Origin of the sequence: Polaribacter sp. L3A8, assembly GCF_009796785.1 — a bacterium.
In the GTDB taxonomy this organism is placed as follows: Bacteria; Bacteroidota; Bacteroidia; order Flavobacteriales; family Flavobacteriaceae; genus Polaribacter.
Genome location: NZ_CP047026.1, coordinates 2,042,064 through 2,055,111, shown reverse-complemented (window position 1 = coordinate 2,055,111; position 13,048 = coordinate 2,042,064). Strand labels below are relative to the sequence as shown.

At 32.3% G+C, this 13,048-nt stretch carries 12 protein-coding genes and 1 tRNA gene; 9 read left to right on the top strand and 4 right to left on the bottom strand.

What is annotated here, in order from left to right; genetic code table 11:
• Window positions 1–41: 41 nt before the first annotated feature.
• Window positions 42–1,037: an outer membrane beta-barrel protein gene (locus tag GQR92_RS08500; protein ID WP_158838751.1), complete on the bottom strand. Its 996-nt coding sequence runs from the start codon at window positions 1,035–1,037 to the stop codon at window positions 42–44.
• Window positions 1,038–1,310: 273 nt separating this feature from the next.
• Between GQR92_RS08500 and GQR92_RS08495 the strand changes: the two genes are divergently transcribed.
• Window positions 1,311–2,093 carry a tRNA pseudouridine(38-40) synthase TruA gene (locus GQR92_RS08495; RefSeq protein ID WP_158838749.1) on the top strand — a complete coding sequence of 261 codons (783 nt, stop codon included), beginning with the start codon at window positions 1,311–1,313 and terminating at the stop codon, window positions 2,091–2,093.
• Window positions 2,094–2,397: 304 nt separating this feature from the next.
• Here the strand turns inward: GQR92_RS08495 and GQR92_RS08490 are convergent, their stop codons facing one another.
• Entirely contained in the window at window positions 2,398–3,540 is a 1,143-nt protein-coding gene (locus tag GQR92_RS08490) for an acyl-CoA dehydrogenase (protein ID WP_158838747.1), read from the bottom strand.
• A gap of 90 nt (window positions 3,541–3,630) precedes the next feature.
• On the opposite strand from GQR92_RS08490, the gene GQR92_RS08485 reads away from it, so the two are divergent.
• From GQR92_RS08485 to GQR92_RS08450, 8 genes are all read left to right on the top strand, one after another.
• Window positions 3,631–4,698 carry an anhydro-N-acetylmuramic acid kinase gene (locus tag GQR92_RS08485; RefSeq protein ID WP_158838745.1) on the top strand — a complete coding sequence of 356 codons (1,068 nt, stop codon included), beginning with the start codon at window positions 3,631–3,633 and terminating at the stop codon, window positions 4,696–4,698.
• 175 nt (window positions 4,699–4,873) lie between these two features.
• On the top strand, window positions 4,874–6,100 hold the full coding sequence (locus GQR92_RS08480) for a Glu/Leu/Phe/Val dehydrogenase dimerization domain-containing protein (protein WP_158838743.1): 1,227 nt from the start codon (window positions 4,874–4,876) through the stop codon (window positions 6,098–6,100).
• Window positions 6,101–6,122: 22 nt separating this feature from the next.
• Window positions 6,123–7,523: a sodium:proton antiporter NhaD gene (nhaD, locus tag GQR92_RS08475; RefSeq protein WP_158838741.1), complete on the top strand. Its 1,401-nt coding sequence runs from the start codon at window positions 6,123–6,125 to the stop codon at window positions 7,521–7,523.
• A 148-nt stretch (window positions 7,524–7,671) separates the two neighbouring features.
• Window positions 7,672–8,361 (top strand): MotA/TolQ/ExbB proton channel family protein, encoded by a 690-nt coding sequence (locus tag GQR92_RS08470; RefSeq protein ID WP_158838739.1) that lies wholly within the window; start codon window positions 7,672–7,674, stop codon window positions 8,359–8,361.
• 88 nt (window positions 8,362–8,449) lie between these two features.
• Window positions 8,450–8,842, top strand: a complete 393-nt coding sequence (locus tag GQR92_RS08465; RefSeq protein WP_158838737.1) for an ExbD/TolR family protein — start codon at window positions 8,450–8,452, stop codon at window positions 8,840–8,842.
• Between the two features lie 22 nt (window positions 8,843–8,864).
• Window positions 8,865–9,752 (top strand): energy transducer TonB, encoded by an 888-nt coding sequence (locus GQR92_RS08460; RefSeq protein ID WP_158838735.1) that lies wholly within the window; start codon window positions 8,865–8,867, stop codon window positions 9,750–9,752.
• 17 nt (window positions 9,753–9,769) lie between these two features.
• Window positions 9,770–10,978, top strand: a complete 1,209-nt coding sequence (locus GQR92_RS08455) for a bifunctional folylpolyglutamate synthase/dihydrofolate synthase (protein ID WP_158838733.1) — start codon at window positions 9,770–9,772, stop codon at window positions 10,976–10,978.
• A gap of 59 nt (window positions 10,979–11,037) precedes the next feature.
• Window positions 11,038–11,115 (top strand) — tRNA-Val (locus GQR92_RS08450).
• Window positions 11,116–11,231: 116 nt separating this feature from the next.
• Here the strand turns inward: GQR92_RS08450 and GQR92_RS08445 are convergent.
• Together GQR92_RS08445 and GQR92_RS08440 are read right to left on the bottom strand one after the other, a co-directional pair.
• Window positions 11,232–11,783, bottom strand: a complete 552-nt coding sequence (locus GQR92_RS08445; protein ID WP_302849608.1) for an ISAon1 family transposase — start codon at window positions 11,781–11,783, stop codon at window positions 11,232–11,234.
• Between the two features lie 416 nt (window positions 11,784–12,199).
• Window positions 12,200–12,964, bottom strand: a complete 765-nt coding sequence (locus GQR92_RS08440; protein WP_158838731.1) for a nuclear transport factor 2 family protein — start codon at window positions 12,962–12,964, stop codon at window positions 12,200–12,202.
• Between the last annotated feature and the right edge of the window lie 84 nt (window positions 12,965–13,048).

Sequence of the window (13,048 nt, the reverse complement as noted above, 5' to 3'; positions counted from 1 at the left end):
GTGTTAGTTAGTACTGTTTTTTTTTGTTGTTGTTCTTTTCTTTAGAAAGAGTAAACTGCTGCCATAGTTAAAGTAGAAGTGTTTTTCTCTGTAGGGAAAGCTTCAATGATATAATCATCAGAAGAATCAAATCTTAAGTCAGTTATAAACTTTAAGTTACTTGTTAAGTTAATGTTAGATGTTAAAGTGAATGCAGTTACATTGCTATCAACACTTCCTGCTGAAGTTGTAAAAAGTTCTGGTCTTAATCCTAAAGAAAAAGTATCAGAAAAAGTGTTTTGTAAGTAAAGTGCTACACCTTGGTATCCTTCGTCAGCATCGCTAGAGTTTGCGTAAGCTGCGTTTATTCCTACGTAAAAAGTGTCTGTTAAATCAAAACCACCTGTATAGTCTAAAAAGATCCAATCTGTAGCTCCTCCAGCACTTACAGCACCAGTAATAAAGTTTAAGTATTGACCTTTGTACCCTACTTGAGCACCTAATTGAGTGTCGTCAGTAAGATTACCGTCAGCACTAGAAATTCCGTGTGCGTTAGTTACAGCTAACATGAAAGATAAGTCTTCAGAAACTGCGTAGTCTGCTTTAATACCTGTGTGAGAAAAAGGTCCTGCGTTAAATAAGTAAGACACAGTGTAGTTAAAGTTAGCTGATGGATTGATTACTTCGTATCCTAAAAAGGTATTGAATTGTCCTGCAGTAATTGTTAATTTATCAGTTACATTGTAGTAAGCGTATAATTGATTGATTGCTCCTGCCATGTTTGCGTCATCTGCTCTAGGTCCAAAAGCGATATCAGCAACAACTCCTGCTTTTCCTTTTTCGTAAGCAAATACAGTATTTGCAAAACCTAAACCAAAAGCGTTTGCATTTTCTGGGTTAGCAATTAATATACCAGGAGTTCCTGGGTCTTTTGTAAAGTTAGTGGTTCCGTATACGTCTACTGTTCCGCTTAATGTGAATGTTCCTTTGTCTTCTTTTTCTTGTCCAGTTACTATTAAGCTAGTTGCTAATAATAATGTAAAAATTACTTTTTTCATAATGTTTGTTCTTTTTGTGTTAAATGAATTTTTATTAATTGAACTGGGTCAAAAGTAAATATTAAATTTAAACTGGCAAGGGGTGTATTTTTAAAAACACTTGTTTTTTAGTATTGACCCTCAAAAAAAAGGGGGTTAATTTGAGATAACTTCATTTTGTAGTTTTTGAAGGGGGTAAAATGTTGGGTATGTAAAAATGGGTATCATAATTTTAGGATATCCATAAAAATGAACTATTTGTAAAAAAAAATGCAATTATTGTACATTTGCACTATGAAATATTCATTTTCTTATATAGTTAGGTTACAATTTCTCGGTTTTCGTTTTTCTGGATGGCAAAAACAAACAAATGCTAAAACATTGCATGATATGGTAGATAAAACCTTGTCTTTTGTTTTTGAGGATGTTAATTATAAAACGATTGGTGTTGGTAGAACAGACGCTAAGGTTTCTGCAAGCTCTTATTATATTCAAATGTTTACTGATAGGTTGGTTGATGAAGATTCTTTTGTGGATTCTTTAAATGCCAATTTTTCGCCAGATTTTAGAGCTGTTTCTATAAAACAGGTAGGTAGAGGCTTTAATGTGATTAATTCTCCAAAGATTAAAGAATATCATTATTATTTTTCTTTTGGAGGTAAGAATCATCCGTTTGCGGCGCCTTTTATTGTTAATGTAGCAGAAAATCTTAATATTGATATGATGATGAAAGCTGCAAAATTATTTGAAGGAGAACATTATTTTCATAAATATTGTACAAAGCCTTCTGAGAAAACAATTTTTAAGAGGGTGATTGATACTTGTGAGGTTGTAGAGAATGATGTTTTAACGGCTAATTTTTTTCCGGATACGTCTTATATATTAAAGGTGAAGGGAAAAGGTTTTTTGCGTTACCAGATTAGGTTGATGATGGCAACGCTTTTTGAAGTAGGGAAAGGAAACCTTGATTTAGAGTTTATTGAAGCTTCTTTAAAAGAGGATAATGATAGAATGTATATGAGAAACAATGCGCCTTCCTCTGGTTTGCAATTGTATGATATTGAATTGGAATTATAAGTTACTATAACAATCGTTGTTTTGTGTTTTGATAAATAGATACTTAGTTGGTTTCTGAATGTTGATGGCAAGTATTTGCGTGAACGATAGCAACGGCATCCTTTTTAAATTGTAGCTTAATAAATGTAATCTGCTTTTTAATATTGAGATTGGCTTAGTTTAGAGGAAAATAAGCTTTTTAATGACTTATTTAAAAAGATATAGTGAATAGCGTGGTTTTTGTTTTTCTCAAAAACACGTCCAAAAGAAAAATCCACCTTATAAAAAAGATGGATTTTTTTGTTCTTTATATATAACGTGTAGTTTATCCTTTGATAATACCTCTAGAGATTACAATTTTCTGAATCTCAGAAGTTCCTTCGTAAATCTGGGTAATTTTAGCATCTCGCATTAAGCGTTCTACATGGTAGTCTTTTACAAAACCGTTTCCTCCGTGAATTTGTACGGCTTCTACGGTGTGTTCCATAGCAACTTTACTAGCGTATAGTTTTGCCATTGCAGAAGACATGTCGTAATTATTACCTTGGTCTTTGTCCCATGCAGCTTTCATAACCAACATTCTGGCGGCTTCAATTTCTGTGTGCATGTCTGCTAATTTAAAAGCAATTGCTTGATGATTGCAAATTTCTGTGCCAAAAGATTTACGTTGTTTAGAATATTTTAAGGCCAGTTCGTAAGCGCCAGCTGCAATACCTAATGCTTGTGCTGCAATACCAATTCTACCTCCAGAAAGTGTTTTCATGGCAAATTTAAAGCCGAAACCATCTTCACTTATTCTGTTTTTTTTGGGTACTTTTACGTCGTTAAATTGTAGGGTATGGGTGTCTGAACCACGGATTCCTAATTTATCTTCTTTTGGGCCAACGTGAAAACCTTCGGTTCCTTTTTCTACAATAAAAACATTGATGCCTCTATGTCCTTTTTCTCTATCTGTTTGTGCAATTACCAAATAAACATCTGCACGTCCACCGCTTGTAATCCAGTTTTTAGTTCCGTTAATTATGTAGTGGTCTCCTTTGTCTTCTGCTGTAGTTGCTTGTGATGTTGCGTCAGAACCAGCTTCTGGTTCGCTTAAACAGAACGCGCCAACAAATTCTCCCGTTGCTAATTTTGTTAAATATTTTTGCTTTTGCTCTTCAGAGGCGTATGCTTCTAGGCCGTAACAAACTAAAGAGTTGTTTACAGAAACAATTACTGATGCTGAGGCGTCAATTTTAGAAAGTTCTTCCATTATTAATACGTAAGAAATGGCGTCCATACCGCTTCCTCCATATTTTGGATCTACCATAATTCCTAAAAAGCCAAGATCTCCCATTTTTTTGACGAGTTCTTGTGGGAATTCTTGTTTGTTATCTCTTTCTATTACGCCGGGTAATAATTCTGTTTGAGCAAAGTCTCTTGCGGCATCACGTATCATGATGTGCTCTTCTGTTAAATTAAAATCCATCTGTATATTTTTATTAGATTCGTAATATTTGAGTTCAAATATATCGATTTCGTAACATATTTACAATAGACTTTTATTAATTTTACAGATATGAATAATGGTGAGGTTTTTGTAATAGGTTTAATGTCGGGTACATCTCTAGATGGGGTTGATTTGGTGTATGTGAAATTTGATAAAAATAAGTATCAAAATTTTGATATTATACATTCAGAAACTGTTTCGTATTCAGAAAAATGGAAGTCGACTTTACAGGAGGCAATCAATTTTTCTTCGGATGCTTTAAAAGACTTAAACCTTAACTATGGTAAACTTTTAGGTGAGATAATTTGTGATTTTATTGATAAATTTCAGATTCATAACATCGATTTTGTTGCTTCTCATGGACATACAGTTTTGCATCAGCCCCAAGACGGAATTACGCTTCAGGTAGGCGATGGACAAATAATTGCAAATGCAATTCACCAAAAAGTTATTTGCGATTTTAGAACACAAGATGTAAAACTAGGCGGACAAGGTGCGCCTTTGGTGCCTATTGGTGATGAATTGTTGTTTTCTAACTACAGTTATTGTTTAAATTTAGGTGGTTTTTCTAATATTTCTTTCAATAAAGAAGGGATAAGAATTGCGTATGATATTTGTCCTGTAAATATTGTTTTAAATTTTTATGCTAATAAATTAGGGTTAGATTATGATGAATCTGGAAAAATTGCATCAAAAGGAAAAATTAACAAAGAACTTTTAGCAGCATTAAATGCACTTTCATTTTATAAAAAAGCACCGCCAAAATCTTTAGGTTTAGAATGGGTAAAAGAAATTATATTTCCTTTAATAGATAAATTAGAAACAGATATACCATCTATATTAAGAACTTTTGTAGAGCATGTTGCTATGCAAATAAGTAAAGTTATTGTAGGTAGCAATTCCGTTTTAATAACCGGAGGTGGTGTTTTTAATTCTTTTTTAGTGGAAAGGATGGAGTTTTATGCTCATATTAAAATTACGTTAACAAGTAGTAAAATAATAGACTTTAAAGAAGCGCTTATTTTTGCGTTTTTAGGGGTCTTATGTAGTGTAGGAAAGGTGAATTGTTTAAAGTCTGTAACTGGAGCGAGTAAAAATCATTCTGCAGGTGAAATTTTTTATCCGAATAGAAAATAAAAAAATTTGAACAATCATTTTTTTACTGTAAGTTTGTAGGGTATCAATAGTATATAAATCTAATAACTTTTTAAAATGAATCAACTTTAACTTTTCCCCTGAAGGGGATTTTAACATAAAATTAAAATTGTTTGAAAAAACAAAAAGGAAAAGTGAATCTATTTAAAATTTTATAATGAAAGAATTATTAAAGATATACGAGAATAAGCAGCCCGAAATAGTTTTTAATTGGAAAGATTCTGAGACAGAAGCAGAAGGTTGGACCGTAATAAATTCTCTTAGAGGAGGTGCAGCAGGTGGTGGTACAAGAATGAGAGAGGGTTTAGATATGAATGAAGTTCTGTCTTTAGCGAAAACAATGGAAGTTAAATTTACCGTTTCTGGACCTGCAATTGGAGGTGCAAAATCTGGTATAAATTTTAATCCTAATGATCCTCGTAAAAAAGGAGTTTTAGAGCGTTGGTATAAAGTGGTGTCTCCATTATTAAAGAGTTATTACGGAACAGGTGGTGATTTAAATGTAGATGAGATTCATGAAGTAATACCAATGACGGAGGATGTTGGCGTTTGGCATCCGCAAGAAGGGGTTTTTAATGGTTATTTTAAACCTACAGAAGCCGATAAAATTAACAGAATAGGACAATTAAGACATGGTGTAATAAAAGTTATTGAAAATAATAAATATTCTCCTGATGTTTCTGTTAAATTTACAATTGCCGATATGATTACTGGTTTTGGTGTTGCAGAAGCTGCACGCCATTATTACGATATTTATGGAGGATCAATTGTTGGTAAAAGAGCAATTGTGCAAGGTTTTGGAAATGTAGGTTCTGCAGCAGCGTATTATTTAGCGCAAATGGGAGCCAAAGTTGTGGGGATTATTGATAGAGTTGGAGGAGTAATTAATGAAGATGGTTTTTCTTTTAAAGAGATAAAAGAATTATTTTTACATAAAAATGGTAATACATTGGTTGCTGAAAATATGATTCCTTTTGAAGAGATTAATGAGCGAATTTGGAATTTATCTTGTGAGGTTTTTGCACCTTGTGCAGCGTCAAGATTGGTAAAACAAGAGCAAATTAATCAAATGATAGAAGCGGGTTTAGAAATTATTTCTTGCGGAGCAAATGTTCCGTTTGCAGATAAAGAAATTTTCTTTGGTTCTATAATGGAAGATACAGATAAAAAAGTGAGTCTAATTCCAGATTTTATTTCCAATTGTGGTATGGCAAGAGTTTTTGCGTATTTCATGGAAAGAAGAGTAGAAATGACAGACGAAGCTATTTTTGAAGATACCTCAAACACCATAAAAAGAGCATTGCAAAGAACATTTGCTAAAAATGCATCAAAAACAAAAATAAGTGAAACAGCGTTTGAAATAGCGCTTAAAGAATTGATATAAATTAAATAAATAAGTAACTAAAATGGAATCAGTAATTATTATTGTATTTGTAATGGGGTATTTAGCCATTACTTTAGAGCATAACATAAAATTAGATAAATTAATTCCAGCGCTGATAATGATGGCGTTTTGTTGGGCATTAGTAGCTCTTGGTGTAGATAATTTTACGCAATGGTTTGATTCTAGTAAACATAGTTTGGTTGATGGTTTTGCTTCTTTTGGGCATGAAGAGAAATTACACATGGTAGAGGAAACATTGTTGCATCATTTAGGTAAAACAGCAGAGATTTTAGTTTTCCTTTTAGGAGCTATGACTATTGTTGAAATTATTGATTATTTTGATGGTTTTTCTACTATAAAAGGATATGTGAAAACAAAAAAGAAGTCTAAGATTTTATGGATTTTTTCTATCCTTGCTTTTATTTTATCTGCAATTATAGATAACTTAACTGCAACAATTGTCTTAATTTCTATTTTACAGAAAATTGTTAAAAACAGAGATGAGAGAATCTGGTTTGCAGGTTTAATTATTATTGCAGCTAATGCTGGTGGTGCTTGGTCTCCTATTGGAGATGTTACTACAACAATGCTTTGGATCGGTAAAAAAGTAACTACATTAAAATTAGTAGAATACTTACTATTGCCTTCATTATTATGTATGGCAGTACCTACTTTTATTGCATCTTTCTTACCAGCCTTTAAGGGTGAAATAGATTTTGAAGAGGAAGAAGAAAAAGCAAAAAGTCCTCATAGTGCAAGAATGTTGTATTTAGGTTTAGGAGCCATTGTTTTTGTACCAATTTTTAAAACAGTTACACATTTACCTCCTTATGTTGGTATGATGTTATCTTTAGCTGTGGTTGCAACATTTGCAGAGATTTACAGTAGATCTAAGTTTTCTATCTCTAGTTTCGATTCAGAAGAATCAGATGAACAAGCACATCATAGTCCTGTACATCATTCATTATCGAAAATTGAAATGCCTAGTATTTTGTTTTTCTTAGGTATATTAATGGCTGTTGCAGCATTAGAGTCTTTAGGGATTCTATTTAATTTTGCTTCAACTTTGCAAGAAACAATACCAATGATGGGAACAGAATTACACGTGCCTGGAGTAACAGGTGTTTCTGATTTGGTAGTATTATTATTAGGTGTAGGTTCTGCAGTAATAGATAATGTACCTTTGGTTGCAGCGAGTTTAGGTATGTTTTCTGAGCCAATAGATAATGAGTTGTGGCATTTTATTGCATTTTCTGCAGGTACTGGAGGGTCAATGTTAATTATTGGTTCTGCTGCTGGAGTTGTAGCAATGGGAATGGAGAAAATAGATTTCTTCTGGTACTTTAAAAAAATATCTTGGTTAGCCTTAGTTGGGTTTTTGGTAGGTTCTGCTGCATTTATGATTACAAGATCATTATTTTAATAGATAAAAAATAAATATAGAAATGTCATTTTGTTTTAATACAGAATGGCATTTTTTTTGATGTTAAAAATAAATCTATTCTTTTTGGGTTGAAACAATTTAAAAAAGGAATAGTCGTTACTTAATTAGAACTTAAAAAGAGAATTAAATGTTGTCATTTTTTCAAGAGAATAAAGAAATTTTAGAAGAAGCTATTTCTGAAGAAAAAACGCTTTCAATCTATAATTTGATTATGGATGGTGGTTTAGGTGGTCAAATAATTATAGCACTACTTTTTGTGCTGTTAACGGTTGCCTTGTATATTTATTTTGAACGCTTTTTTGCCATAAAAGCGGCGTCTAAAATTGATGAAAACTTTATGAATCAAATTAAAGATTTTGTTTCTAACGGCAAGCTAGAATCTGCAGATGCGCTTTGTAAAAGTAAAAATACCCCAACTGCAAGATTAATTGGTAAAGGTATTTCTAGAATTGGGAAACCTTTGGATGATATCAATAAAGCAATTGAGACGGCCGGAAAACTAGAAGTGTATCAACTAGAAAAGAATGTAAGTGTCTTAGCAACTATTGCAGGTGCAGCGCCAATGATTGGTTTTTTAGGAACCGTAATCGGTATGATTGTAGCGATTCATGAAATTGCAAATGCAGGAGGTCAAATCGATATAAAACTACTTTCTGATGGTTTGTATACGGCGATGACAACAACAGTTGCAGGTTTAATTGTAGGTATTATTGCCTATATTACTTACAATCATTTGGTGGTAAGAACCGATAAAGTAGTGTATCAAATGGAGGCAAAATCTGTTGAGTTTTTAGATTTATTAAACGAACCAGTATAAATAGTTCGAGGTTTAAAGTTTCTGGTTCAAAGTTTTTTGTTGAACCTTAAATTTTTGAATATTGAATTTTAAACTTTGAATACAAGGTATGAATTTACGAGGAAGAAATAAAGTAGATCCAACATTCAATATGTCGTCAATGACGGATATTGTTTTTTTATTGTTGATATTTTTTATGCTCACATCAACTTTAGTAACTGTAAGTGCTATTGATGTTTTGTTGCCAAAAGCAGGAGGACAAACAGAAAACAACAAATCTGTGGCAGTATCAATAACAAATGAATCCTTTTTTTATATTGATAAAACAAAAGTAAGTGCATCTAGTTTAGAAAGTGAAATACTGAAAAGTGTTGGCGCTGATAAAAAGAAAACGATTATAATTAGAGGAGATCAAGACGTGCCTTATAAAAATGTAATGCAAGTAATTGATATTGCAAATAAGAACAAGTTAAAAATGATTTTGGCTGTAAAAGGGAAATAAATTTTCTAGGTACACTATAAAAATGCAAATATTAGATACAACATACAAACGTAAATCTGCTGCGATAACAGCAGTTATTCTGCTGCTTTTAATCTTCGGGATTTTTAACTATGGAATGCATTATTTAGATCCGCCAGAAGAATACGGTTTGGCTATTAATTTTGGAACTTCAGATGTTGGAAGCGGAGAACCTGTAAAGGATACAAAGAAAATTTCTGCGCCAAAAGAAGTAGAAGAACAAAAGGTTGTAGAAGAGGAAGTTGTTGAAGAAGAAGTGAAAGAAACGCCTAAGGAAATTGTTAAAGAAGATCTTATTACAGAAGAAACTACAAAGGAAGTGCCTATTGTAGAGAAAGTAAAAGAGGTTAAGAAAGAGGCGGTTAAAAAGGTTGTAGAAAAGAAGAAAGAAGTTAAAAAAGTAGTAAAAGAAGAGGTTAAAAAAGAAATTCCTAAAGAAAAACCAAAACCGAAACCATCAAAAGCAACGCAAGACGCTTTAAATAATTTATTAAATGGAAATGCTTCCGATGGAAAACCTCAGGGAGAAGGAGATGATACTAAACCAGGTGTAAAAGGGAAAGAAGATGGAGATCCAAGCTCTTCTAAATACTATGGAAATACAGGAAGTGGTTCTGGTGGCGATTATAATTTAGCTGGTAGAAAAGCCCTTTCTAAGCCAAAAGTACAACCTGATTGTCAAGAAGAAGGTACAGTTGTAGTGCAGATTCAAGTAGATAAAAACGGAAAAGTAATTTTTGCAAAACCAGGCCATAAAGGAAGTACTAATACAGCTTCTTGTTTGCTTAAAGCGGCAAAAGAAGCAGCCTTAAGTACTAAGTGGAATTCTGATGATAAAGCACCTGCAAACCAAGTAGGAACTATTATTTATAAGTTTTCTTTGTCTAAATAATCACGTATTTTTGTCGTATGAATTATCAACAAACATTAGATTGGATGTTTGCACAATTACCGATGTACCAAAGAGAAGGTAAAATAGCATTCAAAAAAGACTTAACCAATACTTTAGTACTTTCTAAAGAATTAAATTTTCCAGAAAAAAAGTTTAAATCAATTCACGTTGGTGGTACAAACGGAAAAGGTTCTACAAGTCACATGTTAGCTTCTATTTTGCAAGAAGCGGGTTATAAAGTGGGGTTGTATACATCTCCTCACTTAAAAAACTTTACCGAAAGAATTAGAATTAATGGAGCTGAAATTTCTGAAAAGAAAGTTTCCTCTTTTATAGAACAGCACAAAGTTTTTTTAGAAAAACAAAGACTGTCCTTTTTTGAAATGACAGTGGGGTTGGCTTTTGATTATTTTGCTGAAGAAAAAGTAGATATTGCTATTATTGAAGTTGGTTTAGGGGGAAGATTAGATTCTACAAACATTATTACCCCAGAAGTTTCTGTAATTACAAACATCGGTTTAGACCATACACAATTTTTAGGAGAAACATTACCAGAAATAGCTTTTGAGAAAGCAGGTATTATTAAAAACAAAATTCCTGTTGTAATAGGGGAAGAACAAGAAGCTGTAAAAAGTGTTTTTATCGCTAAGGCGGAAGAGTGCAAAGCGCCTATTTCTTTTGCTTCTAATGATGCTAAAAGCTATAAAACAGATTTGTTGGGCGATTATCAGCAAAAAAACACAAAAACTGCCGTTGCTGCTATTAAGAAGTTAACAGGTTTTACTATATCAACAGAAAATATCGAAAAAGGATTATTGAATGTTGTAAAAAATACCAACCTAAAAGGTAGATGGCAAATATTACAAGAGAATCCAAAAGTAATTTGTGATACCGCCCATAATAAAGATGGGTTGAGTATTGTACTCGATCAATTAAAAAAAGAAACCTTTAAAAAAAGACATTTTGTTTTAGGTGTAGTTTCTGATAAGAAATTAGAAGAGGTTTTACCACTCTTTCCAAAGGAAGCTGAATACTATTTTTGTAAGCCAGATATTCCAAGAGGGATGTCTGAAGTTGTTTTACAAGACAAGGCAAAAGAATTTGGTTTAATAGGAAAAAAATATTCATCTGTAGAAGTTGCTTTTGAAAATGCGTTACTTAATGCTAATCAAGGAGATATCATTTATGTTGGTGGAAGCACATTTGTTGTTGCAGAAATTATTTAAAAAAAGGTTGTCTTTTTGTTTGGTAGATTTAAAATGTGTTGTATATTTGCAACCGCTTAGGGCAATTAGCTCAGTTGGTTCAGAGCATCTCGTTTACACCGAGAGGGTCGGGGGTTCGAATCCCTCATTGCCCACCAAAGTAAAATCCTTTACATTTATGTGAAGGATTTTTTGTTTTTACGAATTTCCCTTTTTGACTTGATCTGGATCAAGTCAAAAAGGGATCAAGTCAAAAAGTTGTGGGATTTAAGAATTACGCAAAAATAGTAGTAAGTCTATATAAGAAAAAATCCACATTTCTGACGCCTCTAAACTGTGCTCTAAAGGCTTTAATTTTAGCATTGAATGATTCTGCTGATGCATTCGTACTTCGATTATCAAAATAGTTTAAGATGTTTTTATAATGTATCGACATCGTTCTAGCTATAGTGTTGAAGCTTTTAAAGTGTGTCTGTCTTACTTTTTCATCCCATTTAGCAAGTCTTATAAGTGCTGATGTTTTGTCTGTAGTGTTATTGAATATCCAAGATAGATTTTGACATAACTTGTATGCTTTCTCTATATCAGGATATTTTTCAAACAGTATTTCTGCTCTTATGGCTTGATTTTTAGTCCATTTATTACTTGATTTATATAATAGATATCTGCTTCTAGCTAATAGTTGTTTGAGAGTATCTCCATTAGGTAATAGTTTTGGGGTGTATTTTAAAGATTTATTTCTGGTGTTTTCAATAGCATCATTCTCAGCATCAATCGCTTCCCATCTATGTTTAATTCTTATTTCTTGCAGTGCATCTAATGCTATTTTTTGAATCTATATTTATCATTAAAAAAGGTATAATGACTTTTTATTTTGGTAATTTATAATCTAAAGGTTTGTTTCTGTGTTTTTTATAATAACCTCCCATTGTTTCTTCTCGATAGTCATTGTATTTTCATTAGCAGGTAACAATGGGGCAAATAGACTTGCTGCTGATGCGATTGCTGGCCTTTTAAACAAATAAATGTTGTCTAAAAAGGCGTTATGATTAAGTTGCTAAATTTTATGGTCGTTTGGTTTTTCATCTTGATGAAATTTTCTATTTTTTCTAATGGAAATTCGCATTGAAACTGTTTGTTGTATATGCCAACAGCTAACGGTCTAATAAGTTTTGGAATTCCTGTATTGTAGTAATTAATAAAAGGAATTTTCTTAAAACTAATTCACGCTTGTTTTTTTTGTTAAAATTTTCCGTTATCATTCTTCCAGTTCACTTTTGCAGGAATTGTTGTAATCACATCCCAATGTTCTACAATAAGTCCATCATCTAATCTAAATAAATCAAAAAAAGCAGTATGGTTACCTTTACCAAACTTTCCTTCGCTCATTGCTAAAACAAAATTTCCTTCACCTAAAACTTTGTGTAGCTTAGTATAGTCTATTACTAGCCCGTTTTCTGAAAAACATTTCATTACAGCAAAGCCATCAAATCCATCTGCAACTGCGGGCCTGTGTTCTATATATTTTGTAGGATTAATATAGTTAGTGACCTCATTTATTTTATGATTTAAAAGGACATTAGTAATAAAACCTTCGACTATTTTTTTATTAGCCTCTGTTCTGTGAAGGTCTTTTATTTTTGTAGTGCCATCAAATTGTGTTCTACCACTAAGGTTTGGCTTTTGAACTTCCAATAAGTTGTCCCAATGTTCAACAATAAATCCATGTTCAAATTTATAAACGTCAATTGCTGCTTTTGGTCCAAAGAAATCATATTCAGTATGTGTAAACACATAATCACCATCTTCAAATGCTCTAATTACATTTGCTTTATAACCACCTTCTGGTGCGTTGTTCATTAGATCTTCAAAACCAGCTAAACCATCTGCAGCATCCAAGTTGTGTTCAATATATTTTTTTGGATTGATGTAAGAGTTTGGTGTTTGGTCGCCTGTGTTAAAACTGTTTAATAAGGCTACAACTTTATCCTTTTTTGATAATTCCATTTTTTTTTGTTTTTTTTAAGTTCGAAAGCGAAACCTCAAAGATTTTGTGGACTTATAAGACGAGTATTTTCGGCTAAACGAAAA

Coding starts and splice junctions, on each gene's coding strand:
- GQR92_RS08490 (WP_158838747.1), bottom strand. CDS start 3,540: ATGGATTTTAATTTAACAGAAGAGCACATCATGATACGTGATGCCGCA.
- GQR92_RS08485 (WP_158838745.1), top strand. CDS start 3,631: ATGAATAATGGTGAGGTTTTTGTAATAGGTTTAATGTCGGGTACATCT.
- GQR92_RS08470 (WP_158838739.1), top strand. CDS start 7,672: ATGTTGTCATTTTTTCAAGAGAATAAAGAAATTTTAGAAGAAGCTATT.
- GQR92_RS08500 (WP_158838751.1), bottom strand. CDS start 1,037: ATGAAAAAAGTAATTTTTACATTATTATTAGCAACTAGCTTAATAGTA.
- GQR92_RS08460 (WP_158838735.1), top strand. CDS start 8,865: ATGCAAATATTAGATACAACATACAAACGTAAATCTGCTGCGATAACA.
- GQR92_RS08495 (WP_158838749.1), top strand. CDS start 1,311: ATGAAATATTCATTTTCTTATATAGTTAGGTTACAATTTCTCGGTTTT.
- GQR92_RS08455 (WP_158838733.1), top strand. CDS start 9,770: ATGAATTATCAACAAACATTAGATTGGATGTTTGCACAATTACCGATG.
- nhaD (WP_158838741.1), top strand. CDS start 6,123: ATGGAATCAGTAATTATTATTGTATTTGTAATGGGGTATTTAGCCATT.
- GQR92_RS08465 (WP_158838737.1), top strand. CDS start 8,450: ATGAATTTACGAGGAAGAAATAAAGTAGATCCAACATTCAATATGTCG.
- GQR92_RS08480 (WP_158838743.1), top strand. CDS start 4,874: ATGAAAGAATTATTAAAGATATACGAGAATAAGCAGCCCGAAATAGTT.
- GQR92_RS08440 (WP_158838731.1), bottom strand. CDS start 12,964: ATGGAATTATCAAAAAAGGATAAAGTTGTAGCCTTATTAAACAGTTTT.